Source organism: Thermogemmatispora sp. (assembly GCF_042408735.1).
GTDB lineage: Bacteria > Chloroflexota > Ktedonobacteria > Ktedonobacterales > Ktedonobacteraceae > Thermogemmatispora.
Map to the genome: position 1 here is coordinate 60,902 of NZ_JBHOQV010000014.1, position 18,712 is coordinate 79,613.

The following is an 18,712-nucleotide window of genomic DNA, read 5'->3' on the forward strand; positions in this document are numbered from 1 at the left end:
CCCTCGTCTGGGTGCGACCAGTTGGGAGGCGAGAGCTGCAGTCACCCGTCCTCAGACTTTGACGGCTTCGATCTGCTGGATGAGCTTCTCTAGCTCCGGCGTCAGTCCGGGAGCGAATTCCTCGGGGCGCGCCTCGCCGAGCTTGATAGGCGCTCCCTCGGGTGGCTTCTGCGTGGTGGTCAGGGTGCCGTCCTGGGCCGGTGAAGGTCCCTGGAAGATCTTGCTCATCTCGGAGCCGTCAAGGCGCCAGTGATGGAGCTGGTTGTGCAGGCCCATGTCCATGAGACGCTTGACTTCGGGCAGCTTGCTGGCGTCAAATTTGGGGATGGGTAGGATCTTGCCCCACTGGACGCCAAGCGTCTCCAGCGCCTTGGCGTAGGCTTTCTCGTGGACCTCGTCGCGCACAATCAGATAGGCGATGGTGGAGCGCGCTGTCTTGTTGTTGGTCATCTCGTAGAGACGACACTTCTGAAGCCGTCCGGTGGCCTCCAGAACGAGGTTGTTGAGGAGGTCGAGCACGAGGTTGCCGCTGCTGTAGACGTAGGAGCCTGACCAGGGGTTGCCGGCGGAGTCAATGGGCAAGGCTCCCTGCGCTCCAACCAGGAAGTGATGGATGTTGCCCTCTTTGAGGGCGATGTTGAGCGGGGTGGCTCCGTTGGCCGGAATCTCTCCCCGATAGCGCGGCGAGCCATCGAGAAGATGATTGATGGTAGTGGCGATCAGCTCGACGTGGCTGATCTCTTCAACTCCGATGCCCTGGATCAGGTCAAGATAGGGCTTGGCTTTGCCACGGAAGTTGAAGCTCTGGAACAAATATTGCATCATCGTGCGCATTTCGCCAAACTGACCGCCTAGCCCCTCTTGCAGAGCGTTAGCCGCTGCCGGGTCTGGTTCGTCAGGAACAATCTCGTTGATGAGCTTCTGTACGTGAAAGAACATGAAGTTCTTCCTCCTTACTGTCGAGGTTGATATAAGTGAAACCTGTTTTCACTTATTGCTGACTTTTAAAACTGGGAACCCCGTTTCCCATCCCTTATTTATTTTAAAACACTAATGCAAGATAGCAATATATCAGGTTGTTATAAATTGAAGAGCTTATAGAGCACGATATATATCTCTAATGGATAATTGATCGGCTTAGCGATCGCGGAAAGGACGCTCTCAATCCTCGGAAGTAAGGGCTGAGGGCGCTAAGATGGAGCTAGTTGCCGTGAGCGGAACGGCAGGGAGGGTAACAGTGCCTGAGCGGGCCGAGGTCGTCATTATTGGTGCCGGCATCATTGGTTGGTCGATTGCCTACTATCTGAGCCGCGCTGGAGTTGAAGTCTGTCTTCTCGAGCGGGCCGAGGTTGGGGTGGGGACCTCTGCAATAGCGGCGGGCCTCCTTGCGCCTCTTGGTCCACTCAATGGGCCTGGCCCCCTGGCCTCGCTCCTGCTCGCGGGTTGCGCGGAACTGTCAAAGCTCGTAGCCGAGCTGGAGGCGAGCAGCGGTATTGAGATTGAGCCTGGCTGGCCTGGAGCCTTGCGTCTGGCCTGTGAGGCGCGGGCGGTTGCCCGTCTGCGGCGGCGGCTGGAGCGCTGGCAGCCACTGGGTCTAGAGCTGCACTGGCTCAGCGGCGAAGAGGCGCGTCGGAGGGAGCCGCTGCTCAGCGCTGATGTTCTGGCGGCTGTCTATGCTCCCGAGGAGGGCCAGCTCAGGGCCGGCAGGCTACTCAAGGCTCTGGCGGATGCGGCTCGCCGGGCTGGGGCCCGCTGTTACGAGCATTGCGAGGCGAGCGGCCTGCGTTTGCAGGCTGATCGGGTCTTGGCCGTTCAGACCAGGGGAGGTGGCGAGATCGCCTGTGGCTCGCTGGTCATCGCGGCGGGGGCCTGGAGTGCCCAGTGTTGTGCCTGGCTGGGGACGGCTGTGCCACTGAGGCCGGTACGAGGCCAGCTTCTGAGCGTGCGCCCTCCGGCTGGGCTGCCGTCGCTCCAGCATCTCATTTTTGGCCGGGCTATCTATCTGGTCCCTCGGCGGGATGGCTCGTTAACGATAGGGGCCACGCGCGAAGAGGCAGGCTTTGAAGTGCGCGTAACCGAGGAAGGACGGGCCTGGCTGCTCGCGCAGGCCCGGTCTCTGGTGCCAGCGCTGGCAGCGGCCAGTGTTGAGGACAGTTGGGCCGGGCTGAGGCCAAGTACGCCCGATGGCTTGCCGCTCCTCGGTCCTCTACCCGGCTGGCGGAATGTCATTCTGGCCACCGGACATGGCAGCCAGGGCGTGATGCTAAGTGCTCTCACTGGTCAGCTCATCAGCGACCTGATCAGCACGGGGGAGCGCTCTCCCTTCCTGTTGACTTGCTCCCCCGGACGCTTTGCTACCTTTGCCCCCTGAGACGGCGGCGCCGGGAGGAGGCCAGCTTGCTGCCGGAGGCGCTCCCTCTGGCTTTCTCAAGCTCTGCCGATCTGCTCATCCGTAGCCAGCCTCGCCTGATCGTTGCGACCAGCGCCAGCCGCTATGGTTTGTCTGGCCGCGCGCTCTACCTTTCTCCACTGGCCCTGGACGGGTTGACTGACTGGCGAGATTGGAGCCGGGCCGGCCATTCCGGACTTCCTGGAAGAGAGCAGAACAGGCCAACGGACCAACCGGGCTTAGTGGGGTGTGAGATAGACCTCAGACCAATCTGCCACGTAGAGGCCCCGCGCGTTGAGGCTGATCCCATGTACCCACGGAGGAATAATCGCGCTGATAGTCTCATGGTCCAGGGGCAGCACAGCCACCTCTTCGAGAGCCAGCTCTTCTGCCTGCTGGTAGAGTGCAAAGCGTGTCTCGCCGCTCGTTTGATCAGCCTGGGCGATCAACTGATCGAAGGTCTTATTCTGCCAGAGAGACTCGTTGTGAAGGGCATCGGAAAGCAGATTAGGGGCGAGCCAGTTGTGGGGGTCGGGATAGAGGGCGTACCACTGAATGAAGCCGAGCTGAATTTGATGCTGGCTTAGCTCATCGGTATAGGCATTAAGCTCGACCGGGAGGGGTTTAACAGAAATATTGAGGACGCTTGACCACATACTGCAGAGAGCGTTGGCCTCGCTGCGAGAGAGCAAGGCTGTCGGATAGGTCAGCACAATGGGTGGTACCAGGGCAGTATCGGGGTAGGCCGAGTGCAGCAAAGTGCGGGCCTTCTCGGCATCGAAGGTCAGGCCCTGAAAATCTGTTTGGTAGCCTGGCAGACCTGGCGGAATCAGCGTCGGGGCTGAGATAGCGGCATCCTTGAGCAGGGTCTGTACCAGCGTTGTTCGATCGAGGGCATAGGCGAAGGCTTGGCGGACGGCGGCGTTATCGAAAGGAGGCATGCGTGTATTGAAGAAGAGCATGTCCGTTTCCTGTTGTGGACTAGAGATGAAGCCGGGCAACCCGCGGGCGGCGGCCAGATCGCTCTGAGGGATGTTCCAGATCAGGCTGAACTGCCCTGCGCGGTACTGCTGATAAGCGGTGGCCGGATCATTGACAAAAATCATATCGATCTCGCTCAAGCGCGGGCGGCTTCCGTAGTAGTGCGGGTTCGGCACGAGGATCATTTTCACATTATGCTCCCAGGCCTTGACCATAAATGGCCCGCAGCCGATGCCATTGCCAGCCGCATGCTCGGTCCAACTGTTCTCTCCATAGCGCTCAATCAAGCGTTGGTTGACGGGAAAGAAAAGTTCATTGGTGAGCGAAGCCAGGAAATAGGGAGTAGGCCGCGTCAGCGTGATACGTAGCGTATAGCGATCGAGAGCCTGGACGCCAGTCAAAACCCGGCTCTTCCCGCTGCTCACCTCGCTAGCTCCCACGATTGGTTTCTCAAGGACAGCGGCCAGGGGAGACTTCACCGCGGGCAGCAAGGCCCGGGTCAAAGAATAGACGTAGGTAGCTGCTGTAACCGGAGTACCATCTGAGAAAGCGATATTCGGTTTCAGATGGAAAGTATAGACTCGCCCATCGGGGGAGATCTCCCAGCTTGCCTGGTCAGGAACCACATTCAAGTTCTTATCGGTCCGCACCAGGCCGCTGTAGAGCATGCTCAGGGCGAGGGCCGAGTTCGGATCGGGCCCCTGGGCGGGATCGTTGGCATCTGGCTCCTGGGCCGGATCAAGATAGTTGAGGTCCTGAGTCCCAACGTTCGGTAGAACAAGCACCTGCCGGGGCGTTGGTGATGGTGAACTGCTCATCGTCGTCGAGGATTGACCTGTGCTGCAGCCTGTGGCGGCGAGAACCATAACGGCTAGCAGCCCGACGAGCAAACCACAGCGCCACCATCCAGGCGCAGGGCATCTGGAGCGTGGATCGCGATGCACAGATTATCTCCCTTCGCGGGAATGGGTTTGCTTGCTGACCGGACCAGAGCAGCAGAGGGTCTCTGCTCAGCAGGAGAGCAGACAGACGGGCAGGCTAAAGGCAGGAAGGCCCCTCTGCCTCCCTGTCCAGGCGCTCGCCTCGGCGTGTCGTCATGCCGGGCGCCGCGTTGAAAAGGTCGCAGGTCGGCGGAAGAATGCTCTCCTTTTCCCTTCGCTAACTATAGGGGCTGATGCTCAAGAAACTGTCAGGAAACTGTAAAAAAATTTCCCCGACTGCCTTGGCCCTCGTTCGCTCAGGGTTCTTTCCACCGTAAGGAAAAAAGGAGAGGAGAAGACCGACCGGCCTGTCTGCCGGTCGAGATCTATTCCCTCTCCTTTATGGAGCATGCGAGGCGCGCCCGGCAGGACTCGAACCTGCGACAGGCGACTTAGAAGGTCGCTGTTCTATCCAACTGAACTACGGGCGCAGAAGCGACACGAACCACTGACCGCCTTGGGGGACGGTGGTCTAAGTCTTCTTCTTCTTCTTTGATGATAGCAATCTCCCTTGCGATCTGTCAAGTATCCTTCTTGGTCTAGCGCCTTGCCCGAAAGAGCAGGCCATGCTGGAAGAAGAGAAAAGCCCGGCCTTGCGAAATCGGCGGAAGTCGACGTTGGCACCTGCTCGGCTGCACCGGGAGCTCCGCGACAGACGGCAGAACTTTTTGTACAAGGTGACGACGGTGCTCGCAAGCACCAGGCGAGCGATCGTCATGGAAGACCTGCGAGTGCGAGGCGAGGCGTGGCGCAGAAACGCGCGTTGGCGCGAGCCATTTTGGACATGGGGTTTGGCGAGTTTGGGCCAGGGCTGACGGACAAGTGCGCGTAGTAGTTCGCAGCTCATCGGAGCGCCGCTGTTTTACGCGAGCGGCAAGACCTGCCCGGCGTGCGGCGCGCGGCAGGACCGCGACATCAAGGCAGCGAACAATCGTTTGAGAATCGGTACCGCGAGTTGCGCGGGAAGTCACGCCTGTGGAGATCCCGCTGGCGCGGCGGCCTTGGGCTGCTCGTCATGGGGCGCGGAGGCAGGAAGCGAGAAATAATCATTTGTCCATGAATCGTAGAACGGTCAACCACCAGTTCCACAAGTGAGGCCCGAAGACACAGAGACCGATGACGATCGCCAGCAAAGCGCTCAGCAGAACGGCGCCTGCGGCCACATCCTTGGCGGCCTTCACCAAAGGATGGTAGGCGGGATGCAGCAGGTCCAGACACAGCTCGATACTCGTATTCACCAGCTCGCAGATGAGCACGCTGCCAATAGCTACCGCTACCAGGGCGATCTCGATAGGAGAGAGATGGAGTAGCCAGGCGGCGACAATTACCAGTAGTGCAACCCCAGTGTGGACGCGAAAGTTGCGCTGAGTGCGCAAAGCGTACCATAGACCTCTGAAGGCATAGGCGAAGCCGACCAGAAAACGGCCCCAGGCGCCGCGTGGTGCGCGCCTGGGATCGCTCAACTCGCTCATAGGCCACCGACTCGTTCTCCCGTAGCCGTCAGGATGGCCTCCTGTTTGCGGACCATTGTTTCATAGCCGGCCTGGGTCTGATCGTCGTAGCCGACCAGGTGAAGAATCCCGTGGGCCAACAAATAGAGGAACTCCTGCCTTGGGCTATGGCCGGCAGCGGCGGCCTGACGAAGGACGGTAGGCCAGGAAATAGCGATGTCTCCCAGATTGGTAGGCTGGCCAGGGGGAGTCACGAACGGCGGGGGTGCGGCGGCAGCGGTCTCCGGCGATCCGGCGGGGGACTCTTCGGGAGGCTGCCAGAGCAGCTCGGCGGGGGCCTCGACGAGTGGATGATCGAGGAGCGGGAAAGAGAGCACGTCGGTAGGCTTGTTCTGCTGGCGATACTGATTATTCATCTCCTGGATCGTAGGGTCGTCGGTGACCATCAAGGTGAACATCACCGGCTGATGCACCCCGGCCTCCTGCAGGGCGCGGCGTGCGAAGGCATCCAGATCGACCGGAGCCAGCGCCTCATCGAACGAGCGCTTCAGCGCCACATCTTCCAGCGTGACATACAGGTCAACAACTTGCGAAAGCTGTTCGTCCATAAGGCCCCTCGTTATCGGCAGGAACTTGGCAGAATCTCAATGAAATCGCCTCTTGGAAGGGTGGTGCCAGAACGCGAGCGCACCATCTCCCCTCGTTGGCCGAGGCGAGCAAGCTGGCGGGTGGCGGCGAGCAAGCAAGAAGCCGATGCCAGCCAGAGAAAAAGAACGAGTGAGCGAGCGAGCGGTGGCTGGCGTTCCAAAAAGAAACCCCTGTCGGAAAAGCACTCGCCTTTCGCGTGCGTTCTTATCTGCTCTTGCCCTTCAAGCGCTCAAGCGTGATCGCGACAGACCATCAACAGGCCATCTACTTGTGCCCATGCAGCCAAATTGCTCTGCACAGACCTCAAGCGCTCAAGCGTAATCCGACAGGGGTTGCGGACGACTACTTATTTTTACGGGCCGTCTTGCGGCGTTTGGCAGCTTCCTTCTTCTTGCGCCGTACGCTTGGCTTCTCGTAGTGCTCTCGGCGTCTCGCCTCGGCGAGAATGCCGTCTTGCTGGATCTTGCGATTGAAGCGTTTCAGCGCAGCCTCAAACGGCTCATTTTCGCTAATCTTGACTTCCGACAGCAGGACTCCCCCCCCTCTCGGCCTGGTTTCGAGATGGTGTTTGCCATTGCGTCAGAGCGGGTGTCTGGACGCATCCCCAAACGGATCGTGGGGGTGAGGGCTCCTCTGCCTTCTGTGTGGCTGAACGTTGGTCAGAGTGGAGCCCTTGCAGTCTTGATGTCCATTTAAGCCATCCCGCGGGCCTACGGGGAGATTATAAGACTGGTGAGTTGGCTCTGTCAAGCATCTAGGGACTGCTTTGCTGTTTGCCTCCCGAAAGCGATAAAGAAGACGATAAAGCCGATTACCAGGATGCTGAGCAAGCTAATGGTGCGGTCCAGCACGATGGCCGCCAGGGCCAGGCTAGTGGCGTGAGGGCGGAAGAGAGCGATCATAGCGATCATGCCGCCCTCGACCAGGCCCACCCCGCCCCCAGTGAAGGGAATGACCGTCAGCAGCGCCTCTACCAGGGCGATCAGGAGCGCCACCGCCAGCAGGTGCAGCAGAGGCCCTTGCAGCAGTTGGAGGGCCAGCACCACGAAGAAGAAGCGCAGGGCCTCGCAGCTCCAGATGGCCAGGGTCAGCAGGCCCAGGGTTGGCAGATGGCGGAAGGAGCCGAGAATGCCGCCCTGAAGGTGTTCATAGTAGCCGCGCAGGCGGCCTGGAATGCGTCTTCCGATAGGCTCGTGCAGCAGGCGGAGCGCGCCCAGGGCGGCGATCCCGACCAGAACAGCGGCCAGCGTGACGATCAGGCCGAAACGCACCTGCCAGGGCATGCGCTCATGAAGGCTGATCATCAGGGCGGGGATGCACAGGCAGAGCAGCACGGTCAGGTCGAGCAGGCGCTCCGCCAAAACGGTGCCAAAGGTGCGCGTGGCCGAGGAGCCGTTCTCCTGCCTCAGCAGGTAGGCTCGATAGAGATCGCCCAGCTTGGCGGGCACCAGGGCGTTGGCGAACCAGGAAATGTAGACGATCTCGACCAGCTTCCAGAAGGACGGCAGCCGCATCTCATCTTTGGCTCCCTGGCTGGCGTTGCGCAGCAAGATGCGCCAGCGCCAGGCTCGCAGAGGAAAAGAGAGGTAGTAGATGACGAAAGCGGCGGCGAAAAAGAGAGGATTCGCCGCCCGAATGGCCAGCCACGTCTGCTGGAGGTTAATCTTCTCTTGCTTCAAGAAGATCACCAGGGCCAGCAGAACAATAGCCAGAGGCACTATGGTGCGCCAATTCAGTAGACGCTTTCCCAGCGAGAGCTGCTCTGCTGTGATGGGCTGCTCCTCTGTGCCGCTAAGGGCCAAAGGGGCTGCTTCACTCACGGCCCCTTCCTGGAAGAGCGCTGCCTGCTCCAGGGGGCGGCCTGCGGTCTCTCTCTCGGCATGATCCTTGCCATGCTGAAACCACTGATTCATCAGTGCAGACTCCTTCGGAGATCCCTCTCCTGATCTATGCTATGCTTCTTAGGTGGGCCATGGTTGGCCGACTCACCTGCCTATCTGCCCACCCGCTTTGCTCCTGGCGAGCCTGTTGCAGATGGCCTGCTCGCTCGGGGTGGGCCGCGCCGCGTCGGGAGCGCAAGGCCGTCAAGAGAAAACTACCTCACTCGCCAGTCCCTCCAGGCAAGAGCATCCTGCTGTTCTCAATCGCACAAACGCGCTCACTTCCGTTTCTTGCGCGGCGGATGCGGCTCCTTACCGCTAGCCGATCCGGGATCTGGGCCTGGTCAGCGAACCTGCTGGCAGGATGAGCCGGGCCTGCTCTCCTCGCTCTCTCCCAGCAGAGGCTCCTTCCTCTGACCGGATGCTCCCTTCTCTGCTAAACGCAGAAAGGAGTGGCTGGGTCACGGACGGGCATCCAGTCGAGGCTTACTCTGGATGGCGACCAGAACGCCGCTGGTCTCCGGCTGATTGCGCCCTCCCTGCTGCTCACGCCCATCCACAACCAGGCGCTCCAAACGCAGCAGCACGATCAAAAGGAGCGCCATGAGATTGGTCATGCCCTGCACATAGAGATTATCGACCATGTTATGCACGAGAACTGTCAGAAGAGCGGCCACGATCCCGAGAGCCAGAGCCTGGTCATCGCCGAGGTGGGCGAGCCGCTCACGCCAGCGAAGCGCTGCGGCGCCTCTTCTCTCCTGAAGAGCCTGGGTCTGCTCCCGGTAGGCGCGACGCAGGCGGTGATAGGCCCGAGCGCTCAGGACGGCGATAACCAGCACAAAGAACGTATAAGCTAGCAGGCCCACCAGGCCCATCTCGGCAGCAACATTGATGAAATAGTTGTGGGCGTGACCAAGTGGGATGACGAAGATGCCGATCGCGTAGCGTGGATAGGCATCGCCGTAGTTACCGATGCCCACTCCAAGCCACGGGTGATCAAGGAACATGTGGATACCCGCCAGCCAGTGAGCCAGCCGTTCTGCCGTGGCATACTGCTGGGCGCTCGGCTGGGTGAAGGAGATGTCGTTGACTCCTATGAAATTCAATAATGGGTTGAAAAAGCGCTGAGGAATAAGGCCAATCAGGATGCTTTCGATCAGGACCCCGAAAGCGGCGATGAGCAGACGCCATAGGGGGCGTAGACCGGGCAGACCCACAAGGAAGATAAAGAGGGTCGCCGTCAGCAAGGCGAGCCATCCTCCACGTGACTGGCTGAAAAACTCGGCCAGGGCTAGCAGTGCGCTGGCGCCAGCGGCCAGCCAGCGAGTTCTTCGCTCTCTGCCAGCAATGGCCAGGGCCAGAGCGACGGTCAGGGAGAGGTTGATATAGCCAGCGTAGGGATTAGGCTGGTTAAAGGTGCCGTAGACGCGCAGGCTCTCGCCGCGGACAAAGCTCGCCGGACCAATATTAAACAGCTCCTGATAGTAGCCGAGGGCTGCCTGTGAAAGGGCGGCCAGCAGGCTCATGATCACGATCGTCCAGCCCTGACGCCGTGTGCGAATGTAGCTGCTGCCGGCCACGACGATAATCAGCACCTCGATCCATTTAAAGATTTCTTTTAGGCTCGACTTCACGCTCAACGCCACGGTCACTGAGATCAACATGCTGATCAGCAGGACGGCCAGAGCTACCAACAAGAGCGCCGGTATAGCTCGCCGCTCGTAGCTGCGTGGCCCGCTCTTCCTGCTACCGCTGCGCAGGACGTGCCCGGCCAGCCAGGCCACGGCCAGCAGCATGACCAGGATGTCGGTGCTGTTGAAGCGCAAGGAACCAAGGCCGATATAGTCGAGTGCCCCCCAGGGGATGCTGAGCGGGAGAAGGTAGAGCGCGACCTGGGGACGCAGCAGTACCCAGACGCTGAGGACCAGATAGAGCGGGAGACGGATATTCCAGGGCGTGGGCAGCGTCAATAGGCAGCCAAGGGCCAGAGCAGCCCCGATGACACCAACCACATTGGCTGCCGTCAGAGAGGAGCGCAGCGTTGCCCCCAGGCGAGAAAGGCGGGAGGCGTTGGCTCCTGCTTCCCTGGTCAAGATGCTAAAGCTTCTCATAATAGATCAGATGCATCATATGTCTACTCGATGTGGCAAAGGCTCCTCTCGTGACAAGGCCCGCTAGGAGACGGTGGAGAGAGAGCTTTGTTCCTTACTAAACCATTCTATCGTTCGTCGCAATCCCTCCTCCATCGGGACAGAGATGCGCCAGCCCAGGAGGCGGCAGGCCTTCGAGATATCGGGGCGACGTCGCTCGGGGTCGTCGACGCGGGCTGGTTCAAAGACGATGGGCGACGAGGAGTGACAGAGCCGGATAATTGTCTGAGCGAATTCCAGGACAGTGTGCTCTTCCGGATTGCCCAGATTGAAAACCTCACCGGTCGTCTGGGGCTGAAACATGGCCAGCATCAACCCTTCGATCAGGTCGCTGACATAGCAGATGCTGCGTGTCTTGCTGCCGTCGCCGTAGATGGTCAGCGGCTCATTTCTGAGCGCCTGCGTAATGAAGTTCGGAATCATACGCCCATCGTGTGGTTGGCTGTTGGGACCATAGGTGTTAAAGATGCGCACGATGCGCACATCTGTGCGATATTGGCGATAAAATTCCATTGTCAGTGTTTCGCCCAGCCGCTTACTTTCATCGTAACAGGCTCGCGGGCCGATCGGATTGACATGGCCCCAGTAGTCTTCGCGCTGCGGGTGCTCTAAGGGATCGCCGTAGACCTCCGAGGTCGAGGCCAGCAGAAAGCGTGCATGCTGGCGCCGGGCCTCTTCCAGCAGAAGATAGGTGCCCTGGCTATTCACCAGGATGGTCTCCAGCGGATGCTCCATATAGCCTACGGGACTAGCCGGGCTGGCCAAATGAAAAATCGCCTCAGCCTCAAAAGCAAATGGCTGGGTAACATCGTGATAGAGAAAGGTAAAGTGAGGATGATGGCGCAATTCTGCTATATTTCTTTCCGATCCAGTGATCAGATTATCTACACAGAGCACATGATGGCCGGCCTCTAGCAGACGTTTACACAGATGGGAGCCGATAAAACCCGCTCCACCGGTGACAACGACTCTCAACGAATGAACCTCCGAACCAATAGGGTAGAGACTAGCTTGATTGGTGAGTCAAGGATATCATACTTTCTCCCTTCAAGGGAAGCTACCGGCCTCGGGCCGGCCCAATCGGGGGAAGGCAACGGCCCTTTTCATGGTGGACTCCCTGGTCAGGGTGGTCAGCAGCAGTTAACGGATTAAGATAATGATTCTCCCCACTCTCATTGTTCTGAGAACAGAGCCAGCCAGACGACTCAGAACCGGCGTAGCCGCTCAACGTTTCGACTCACCTCCGCTGGCCGTACGCGGCGCTGGGTCGGGTCAAAGAGGGCAAGACTGTTCCCGTCCAGGATTGGACGAGAAGCGCGCCTTCCGATTACCGCAGCGGAGCGTTTGCTGGGAGACGATGGACGGGGCTGGTCGTGGTCTACCGGCGGGAGTCTGGCCGCGACCAACGGGCCGATTTGAAGCGCCAGGTGGCGCACCCAGGATAGATTGTGGGCCGAGGCCCATCGGGCGGGATACCAGACGATGAAGCTTACTGATGTTGGTTCTGGGCTGGACCCGAACCGCAAAGGCTTACAGAAACTACTGGCATTGGTGCAAGACTATCGGATGTCTGAGATTGTGGTAGCGTTCTCGGACCGCCTCACGCGCTTTGGCCTGGGATATCTCTCGACGCGGTTTTTTGGCTATGGCCTGCAGCTCACGGTGTTGGAGCCAGCCGAGGAGAAAACACCAGAACAGGAACTGACGAAGGATTTGTTGGCCCTGATCGCTTCGTTGGCTGGCCAATTGTATGGCCTGCGCAGTCGCAAGAGACGGGAGTTACTGGCGTGCGCCGAACATGGGCTGTCCAATCCCTGAGTTATCTGCGGCGCTTGTCAGATCCGCTGCAAGCGGATGCCCTGCGGCTCCTGAATATGTCGAAAGCGGTTATCAGCACGGCGCTGGTGGCCCTGTGTCCTCACCTGGACGAGTTTGGCGAGCGCGGAGACGGCCCAAGTTGGAAACAGGTGGAAGGGATACTGACTTCCCCGGATCCCCATGGCAGCCGCCAACGGAGCTGTCAGGCCGAGCAGGTGGGGCCTATCTTGCGTGCCCAAGTGCCTCGCAGCGGCTGTTCCTCCAGGCGAACCCCGATCATCTTCAGGCAGGATTGAACAAAGATAGCGATCCTGGATACTACCGCCGTGGGCCGCGGCGCCGTGCTCGCCGCTGGTTTTTGGAAGTGTTGCTGGGAGGCCGATCCGCTTGAGGATGCTGCGATGAGGATACTACAATGTAGAGGAACTCGTCGCCCCAGCTTAGAAAGCCGCAGGTGGTGAGGCCGTGCACGAGGATCACGCTCAGCAGCGATGGGGGAGCAGGTTGCAGGAGATAAAGTGTGCTGAATACCATACCGGCCAGACCCACGCCAGCGATGCTGCGCCAGTTCCAGCCTCCCAGGCGATGATAGAGCGTATAGACCAGCGTACTGACTAGCCAGCCCCAAGCGGGCCAGCCGGTCCATTGCCAGATCAGGTGCAGCAAAAAGCCTCGGAAGAACAACTCTTCTGCGGGCGCATTAATAAAGAGATAGTAGAAAGCCTGCAGCAGGTGGTCACCAGGGCTGGGACGCCGAAAGCCCCTTCCCACGATTAGAGCGCGGTAGAGCATCGCCAGCAGAGCCATGAGGCTTCCCAGTCCCAGGCCGAGGGCAAGCTGAGTTCCAGGGGCAGGTGGCAGAGTCAAGCCCAGTTCTGCCGGTGATCGATGCCAGAGGACCAGCCAGAGCAGCGGAATGCCAGTCAGGGGCACAACGCGGATCAGCACATCGGGCCAGAGCCAGCGCCAGGTTGTGGCCACTGTCGAACGTGGATAGGTGGCCGAAGATGATGACTGCTCAGGAGTCTCTACTAACGACATCGTCTCACCTCATGCTCATGGGCAGTGCCCAAGCCGGTCGATGCGGTGCAGGACCAGCGCCCAGCGTCCCTGGCTTGTCCCCTTTTCCCTAGTGTGGGGGGGAGTGGCGAGTGGCCTGGGACGCCTGCAGGCGGCGCAGATCGGCCAGGCCCTCCTCGATCTCCTCGAGCGAGAAGTTCCCTGCTCGCAGCTCGGCGCTGCTCTTGCCACGCAGGCGAGCGTAGAAGGCCAGCCCCTCCTCAAAGATCTCGCTGCTGCTGTCAGGGGCCTCCAGCGCCTCGAAGAGGGTATCTTCAGCCTGAGCATAGCGTCCCGTTTTCTCATAGTAGAGCATGATCCGCCTCAGCAGAGAGGCGGGCAGCTCGTAGCGGCTCAGGAGCGTCAGCAGCTCTTCCACCTCGGCAAAGAAATCCGACTGGCGTGGATTCTCCTCCGGCAAGATAGCCTCCAGAAAGAGGCGCAGCGAACGCTGATAGCGAGGGAAACTCTCCTCATAGCGCTCCAGGTCCTGATAGGTATCGCCTTCCAGCTTGAAGAGCAAGGCTATCCAGAGGCACTTTTCGACGTCTAGCAGATCGATGCGCTTCACCAGGGCCAGGAGCATTTCCTCGGGGACCGCCAGCAGGAAATCGGAGTTCAAGCCTACCGTCTGGCGGAACAGCTCATCGAGCAGCGCCAGTACCTCCTGGTATTGATTGGTCTGGCGGAGGAAGAGCACGCGCGCGAGAATGCGGCTGAACTGCTCAATGATTCTCAGGATATAATCGCGATTAATCACCGGACTTACCTCCCCTGGCTCTGGCAAGCAAGGGATCAGCGGGTTAGTTAGCTGGCGGGCTTAGACGGGCCTATCAGGTCGGCTATAGACAGGCATATGTAGACATATCCCTGAGGCAAGGATGGGCTGGCAAAAAGCCAGTCTTTTGCAGCAGCGTGCTTCGCGCGCGCCAACGGAAGCCTCCGGCTGGAGCAATCAGATCAGGCTAAGCGTGAGATGGCCTCGTCGAGGCGCCGCAGCGTGCGCTCACGGCCCAGAACCTCCATCGTCTGGAAGAGCGGAGGCGAAACCGTGCGCCCACTGATGGCCACGCGAATCGCCCCAAAGAGCTGGCCAGTTTTCAGACCGAGCGTGGCGGCCAGAGCGCGCAGCGGCTCCTCGAGCGCGCTGTGGTCCCAGCGATCAAGCGCGACCAGGATCTCACGCGTGCGTTCGAGCGCCATGCGAGTACTGGAGGCATCCATCTGCTTCTGGACCAGCAGAGCCGGATCGTAATGCAGCTCATCGAGATAGAAAAAGTCGACCATCTGGGCGACCTCTCCCAGCGTCTTCATGCGCTCCTGCTCGAGCTGGAGCACGCGCTGCGTATAGGCGAAATCAAGTGGGCGAGGCACGCTATCGGGCAGGCCGCCCTCGGCCGCCGGGCGCTCAAGATAGGGAAGGGCCCGCCGCGTCAAGTCCTCCAGGGATAACTGGCGAATATAGACGCCGTTCATCCAGGTGAGCTTGTCTGGATCGAGGATGCCACCCGAGACGCCGATGCGCTCCAAGGTAAAAACGCGGATCAGCTCCTCACGGCTGAAGATCTCCGTCTTGTCGTCGTAGGCCCAGCCGAGCAGGGCCAGGAAATTAAAGACGGCCTCGGGAAGATAGCCCTGCTTCTGCAGCGTATCCCAGGACGGGGCATTGTGACGCTTGCTCAACTTCTTCTTATCCTTTCCCAAAACGTTGGGGAGATGATAGAAGAGCGGCGGCTCCCAGCCCAAAGCGCGATAGATCTGAACATGGCGCGGGGCACTGGCGATCCACTCCTCGCCGCGCAGCACATGGGTGATCCCCATCAGGTGGTCATCGATAACGTTCGCCAGGTGGTAAGTGGGATAGCCATCTGACTTCAGGATCACGGCGTCGTCGAGGTCGGCATTCTTAAAAACAATATCGCCATGCAGCTCATCGTGAACAACGGTCTCACCTTCCAGCGGCATAGCGAAGCGCACCGTCCAGCTATGGCCTGCAGCCTCCAGGGCCGCGCGCTCCTCGGGACTGAGGTAGCGACAGCGGCGGTCATAGCGTGGGGGAAGCTTTTGAGCCTCCTGCTCCTTGCGCATCTGCTCCAGCCGCTCGGGGGTGCAATAGCAGCGATAAGCATGCCCGCTGGCGATCAGCTGATGAGCGTATTGCTGATAGAGGGCCTTGCGCTGCGTCTGATAGTAAGGGCCATACGGGCCACCAACGACGGGACCTTCATCGTAGTCCAGCCCGAGCCACTTCAGTCCCTCGATCAGATAGCTGACCGCTCCCTCGACTGTGCGGCTCAGGTCGGTATCTTCGATGCGCAGGATGAAGGTGCCACCGCTATGGCGAGCGAATAACCAACTGAACAAGGCGGTCCGATAGCCGCCGATATGCTGAAAGCCCGTGGGGCTTGGGGCAAAGCGTAGCCGTGGAGCAGGAGCTGCTGGCGCTCGTTTCTGCTGCTCCTCCTGCATAGGCATGTCGGACTGCGTCATAGGTGACAATAGGCTCTCCTCTTTCTCGGCTAAGAACGGCCTTATTGTATCATACCTGGCAATAGAGCGTAAGCGCCTGCCCGGGGGAACGGGGGAGGATGCGAGGGGAGAGGTGCGCTCTTGAGGCGATCTTCACGGCTCTGCGATCCTGTTGGCCAATGGCTCACCTGGAGGTGGCTTGACTTACCGGCGAGAGGTCTGGAGAGAATCTTACCCGGAAGTGCTGGCAAAGGGCCTGATTCGGTCGGCAAAGCCTGCGAGCGAAAGGCGGACGCTCGCTCACGCGGGCCGGTCACGACGGCACCTTCGCCACCAGAGGAGAGCAACCCCCCCTTGCCTGGCCTGCTTCCACGACACTACCCGACCGCCAGAGGAGCGCAAACGGCGGACTGGCCTGGCGGACGGCTCTTCTGTCCCGAGCGAGCGACTGAAGAAGACCTGCAGGCCGGAAAGCCAGCCGTGAACAGGGCAGAAGCAGCAGATGCTATCAAGGCACAAAAATATCACTGAAGGGCAAGGGCCATCCTCGCGCGACACGTGCTGACGGTCCTGCTCTCAAAGTTGGAACGGAACTCTCTTCATGGGCGTTGGGACGGACGGGCCTTCAAACGAGCGATCTGGATGGCCACGATCGGCGACGAACGAAGGAGCGTCCCCTCTGCTTTAGGGCAGGACAAAAGCGGGCGAGCCATCGATAGCGAGAGCGGGCCTTGCTGACGGAGCGGCATGGCTGTCAGGCGGGCGAAGAAAGCCCAGACCGCTCCTCAAGCCATCCCTTCCAGCATCAGATAGTCGCCAGGGCTGTGAGCAAGCGGAAGGCGAGACTCGCAGCAGCGAGGCGAGCCGGAAGAGGCTGCGGCGGGGCGGCAGGTGCCATCAATCCTTGCCGAACTCGTCCAGCACATCGAGGCTGTTAATGAAATCGCGATAAGCCTCCAGGTTATCCGGCTCTGGCTCCTTCTTGGGAGGGGTCTTTGGCAGGCTCTGCTCCTCGCTGGTCTCTGGCGTGACACCGGCGCGCTCCAGCACACTCTCCTCGACGTAGATCGGAGCCTTGGCGCGAATGGCCAGTGCGATCGCATCGCTTGGGCGAGCGTCGATCTCCACGTGCCTGCCGTCGGCATCGAGGATGATGCGGGCGTAGAAGATATCGTCGATCAGGTCAGAGATCACGACACTCATAATCTTCGCGCCCAGCTCGGTGATCACATTCTTGAGCAGGTCATGGGTCAAAGGCCGTGGGGAGCTGGCTCCCTGGAGTTCGATTGCGATCGCGTAGGCTTCCGCGTGCGCTATCCAGATGAAGAGATAGCGCTCCTGCCTTAGCGCCTTTAAAATGACTACCCGTTGCTGTGTCGCCAGATTTATGCGTACACTCTCGACTGTCATTTCAACCATGTGTCTCTGACTCCCTCTTTCATGGCCGGTTCCGCGAGTGTTCGACGCCTTTATTGTACATCTATCTACGGGTCTGGCGCAAATCGCTTGCCCTTCTCTCGCTGGCTACGGTCAGGACAGGAAAGGAGCAGGCGCTACCTGGCTACGACCCGCCATCACCTCCCCTCGTCGGATAGTATAGCAAAGACTGGCGGCTATTCCAAGAGTCCTCTGCTCCCAGGGAACGGCCCGGCTCGCTCGTGATGGCCTCTGAAAGACTGTTCCGAAAATCCGTTCAAGAAAAAGCTTGACTTGTCCTGCCCTGTCTGATATCATTGACTCGAATAGCCGTTCTACTTTTGACAGCGACAGAGTTCGTAGAACGGGTTTTTGGAGAAAGGCAGGAATCTGGCTTATGCCTGAACCACTAGGCGAGTTCCAGCGGCGTATGTTGGAATTCATTGTCAATTACATTCGGCGGGAAGGGATGCCTCCGACCAATCGTGAGATCGGCAAGGCCATGAAGATCGCCAGCACTGGCCATGTCGACTATCACCTGGGCATGCTGGAGAAGCGTGGCTACATTATCCGCGAGGCCAAGAAGAGTCGCGGTATCAAGCTAACCAGGCATCCCTGGGGCATCCCTGTCGAGGGGACCATCGCCGCTGGTGAGCCGATCGAGATTTTCTCGGAGCCGGACCAGACGATCGAGGTGGGGCATGGCGTCGATCCCGAAAGCAGCTTCGCTCTGGTTGTGCGCGGCCAGTCGATGATCGAGGATCATATTTGCGACGGCGACTATGTGGTGATTAAGCGCCAGCGCACCTGTGAGAACGGCGACATCGTGGTGGCTGTGCACCTGGTTGAGGGGACGCCCGGCAAGGCGACGCTCAAGCGCTTCTTTCTGGAGAAGGAGCAGGTGCGCCTGCAGCCGGCCAACGCCGAGTTGGAGCCGATCTACATCCCGCGTGACGAGTGGGATCGTGAATGGGAGATCCAGGGCAAGGTGATCGCTATCGTGCGTCACTACGGCGGCCCCGGCCGCGCCGCCTGAGCTGAACGGCTCTCGGCTGGCTCTCTCCGCTACCCCCTTTCTCTAGTCAGTCAAGTCGGCCAGCTTCTCCTCGTTGCAGCCAGGCTCTGCACCCGCCAGTCTGCCAGACTGCATGCCGTGCTGAGGACGCGCATATCCTGCCGTGCCGCGTCCTCTTCCTTTTATGAGGTGTATGGCTAAGGAGTCATACCATCCCACGGCTTTAGCCGTGGGACCCCCCAGGCCGGCAAGGGATCGGTGGCAGAGGCGGAGTGACGAGCGGACGCCACCGACCAGGTCGCCAGCGAACTGCTCGCCTCTACCCGGCGCTCAGGCGCAGCAAGCTCTGCCTCTGGCCCCCAGAGCTGGACTGTCTGGCTTCTCTTCTCCCCTCTCCGCAGGCGCCTGCTAGCGCGCTTCTTGCCAAGAAATCCCGTCGCTGTTATACTGTCACTA

At 59.9% G+C, this 18,712-nt stretch carries 15 protein-coding genes and 1 tRNA gene; 3 read left to right on the plus strand and 13 right to left on the minus strand.

Features of this window, described 5'->3' with window-relative positions:
* Nucleotides 1-51: 51 nt before the first annotated feature.
* Entirely contained in the window at nt 52-939 is an 888-nt protein-coding gene (locus tag ACFMO7_RS01090; protein ID WP_376793694.1) for a manganese catalase family protein, read from the minus strand.
* A gap of 271 nt (nt 940-1,210) precedes the next feature.
* Between ACFMO7_RS01090 and thiO the strand changes: the two genes are divergently transcribed.
* Entirely contained in the window at nt 1,211-2,371 is a 1,161-nt protein-coding gene (gene thiO, locus ACFMO7_RS01095) for a glycine oxidase ThiO (protein ID WP_376793695.1), read from the plus strand.
* Nucleotides 2,372-2,628: 257 nt separating this feature from the next.
* Here the strand turns inward: thiO and ACFMO7_RS01100 are convergent, their stop codons facing one another.
* The 8 genes from ACFMO7_RS01100 to ACFMO7_RS01135 all read right to left on the minus strand — a co-directional run bounded on the left by ACFMO7_RS01100 (nt 2,629) and on the right by ACFMO7_RS01135 (nt 11,454).
* Nucleotides 2,629-4,188 carry a peptide ABC transporter substrate-binding protein gene (locus tag ACFMO7_RS01100; protein WP_376793696.1) on the minus strand — a complete coding sequence of 520 codons (1,560 nt, stop codon included), beginning with the start codon at nt 4,186-4,188 and terminating at the stop codon, nt 2,629-2,631.
* A 519-nt stretch (nt 4,189-4,707) separates the two neighbouring features.
* Nucleotides 4,708-4,781, minus strand: a tRNA-Arg gene (locus tag ACFMO7_RS01105).
* Between the two features lie 615 nt (nt 4,782-5,396).
* Nucleotides 5,397-5,822 (minus strand): diacylglycerol kinase family protein, encoded by a 426-nt coding sequence (locus ACFMO7_RS01110; protein WP_376793697.1) that lies wholly within the window; start codon nt 5,820-5,822, stop codon nt 5,397-5,399.
* Nucleotides 5,819-6,409, minus strand: a complete 591-nt coding sequence (ybeY, locus tag ACFMO7_RS01115; protein WP_376793698.1) for an rRNA maturation RNase YbeY — start codon at nt 6,407-6,409, stop codon at nt 5,819-5,821. Before ybeY ends, ACFMO7_RS01110 begins: the two co-directional genes overlap by 4 nt.
* A gap of 382 nt (nt 6,410-6,791) precedes the next feature.
* The gene (rpsU, locus tag ACFMO7_RS01120; RefSeq protein ID WP_376793715.1) at nt 6,792-6,977 is read right to left on the minus strand and encodes a 30S ribosomal protein S21; all 186 of its coding nucleotides are present in this window, start codon (nt 6,975-6,977) and stop codon (nt 6,792-6,794) included.
* Between the two features lie 218 nt (nt 6,978-7,195).
* Complete coding sequence (locus ACFMO7_RS01125; protein WP_376793699.1) at nt 7,196-8,362, minus strand: lysylphosphatidylglycerol synthase transmembrane domain-containing protein; 1,167 nt, start codon at nt 8,360-8,362, stop codon at nt 7,196-7,198.
* 428 nt (nt 8,363-8,790) lie between these two features.
* Nucleotides 8,791-10,422 (minus strand): O-antigen ligase family protein, encoded by a 1,632-nt coding sequence (locus ACFMO7_RS01130; RefSeq protein WP_376793700.1) that lies wholly within the window; start codon nt 10,420-10,422, stop codon nt 8,791-8,793.
* An 81-nt stretch (nt 10,423-10,503) separates the two neighbouring features.
* The gene (locus ACFMO7_RS01135) at nt 10,504-11,454 is read right to left on the minus strand and encodes a UDP-glucuronic acid decarboxylase family protein (RefSeq protein WP_376793701.1); all 951 of its coding nucleotides are present in this window, start codon (nt 11,452-11,454) and stop codon (nt 10,504-10,506) included.
* Nucleotides 11,455-11,925: 471 nt separating this feature from the next.
* Between ACFMO7_RS01135 and ACFMO7_RS01140 the strand changes: the two genes are divergently transcribed.
* Nucleotides 11,926-12,297 (plus strand): recombinase family protein, encoded by a 372-nt coding sequence (locus tag ACFMO7_RS01140; RefSeq protein ID WP_376793702.1) that lies wholly within the window; start codon nt 11,926-11,928, stop codon nt 12,295-12,297.
* A gap of 318 nt (nt 12,298-12,615) precedes the next feature.
* Here the strand turns inward: ACFMO7_RS01140 and ACFMO7_RS01145 are convergent, their stop codons facing one another.
* The 4 genes from ACFMO7_RS01145 to ACFMO7_RS01160 form a co-directional block, all read right to left on the minus strand.
* Entirely contained in the window at nt 12,616-13,338 is a 723-nt protein-coding gene (locus ACFMO7_RS01145) for a CPBP family intramembrane glutamic endopeptidase (RefSeq protein WP_376793703.1), read from the minus strand.
* A gap of 88 nt (nt 13,339-13,426) precedes the next feature.
* Nucleotides 13,427-14,116: a DUF6483 family protein gene (locus tag ACFMO7_RS01150; protein WP_376793704.1), complete on the minus strand. Its 690-nt coding sequence runs from the start codon at nt 14,114-14,116 to the stop codon at nt 13,427-13,429.
* A 200-nt stretch (nt 14,117-14,316) separates the two neighbouring features.
* The gene (gene gltX / locus ACFMO7_RS01155) at nt 14,317-15,825 is read right to left on the minus strand and encodes a glutamate--tRNA ligase (RefSeq protein WP_376793716.1); all 1,509 of its coding nucleotides are present in this window, start codon (nt 15,823-15,825) and stop codon (nt 14,317-14,319) included.
* An 897-nt stretch (nt 15,826-16,722) separates the two neighbouring features.
* On the minus strand, nt 16,723-17,244 hold the full coding sequence (locus ACFMO7_RS01160) for a bifunctional nuclease family protein (protein WP_052888665.1): 522 nt from the start codon (nt 17,242-17,244) through the stop codon (nt 16,723-16,725).
* A 394-nt stretch (nt 17,245-17,638) separates the two neighbouring features.
* Between ACFMO7_RS01160 and lexA the strand changes: the two genes are divergently transcribed.
* A complete protein-coding gene (lexA, locus tag ACFMO7_RS01165) occupies nt 17,639-18,277 on the plus strand; it encodes a transcriptional repressor LexA (protein ID WP_376793705.1) in 639 nt (212 codons plus the stop codon).
* The last annotated feature ends 435 nt before the right edge of the window (nt 18,278-18,712 follow it).

Excerpts from the sequence above, each read along its gene's own strand:
- lexA (WP_376793705.1), top strand. The coding sequence starts at position 17,639 with ATGCCTGAACCACTAGGCGAGTTCCAGCGGCGTATGTTGGAATTCATT.
- ACFMO7_RS01110 (WP_376793697.1), bottom strand. The coding sequence starts at position 5,822 with ATGAGCGAGTTGAGCGATCCCAGGCGCGCACCACGCGGCGCCTGGGGC.
- ACFMO7_RS01145 (WP_376793703.1), bottom strand. The coding sequence starts at position 13,338 with ATGTCGTTAGTAGAGACTCCTGAGCAGTCATCATCTTCGGCCACCTAT.
- ACFMO7_RS01125 (WP_376793699.1), bottom strand. The coding sequence starts at position 8,362 with ATGAATCAGTGGTTTCAGCATGGCAAGGATCATGCCGAGAGAGAGACC.
- ybeY (WP_376793698.1), bottom strand. The coding sequence starts at position 6,409 with ATGGACGAACAGCTTTCGCAAGTTGTTGACCTGTATGTCACGCTGGAA.
- ACFMO7_RS01100 (WP_376793696.1), bottom strand. The coding sequence starts at position 4,188 with ATGAGCAGTTCACCATCACCAACGCCCCGGCAGGTGCTTGTTCTACCG.
- gltX (WP_376793716.1), bottom strand. The coding sequence starts at position 15,825 with ATGCAGGAGGAGCAGCAGAAACGAGCGCCAGCAGCTCCTGCTCCACGG.
- ACFMO7_RS01160 (WP_052888665.1), bottom strand. The coding sequence starts at position 17,244 with ATGGTTGAAATGACAGTCGAGAGTGTACGCATAAATCTGGCGACACAG.
- ACFMO7_RS01090 (WP_376793694.1), bottom strand. The coding sequence starts at position 939 with ATGTTCTTTCACGTACAGAAGCTCATCAACGAGATTGTTCCTGACGAA.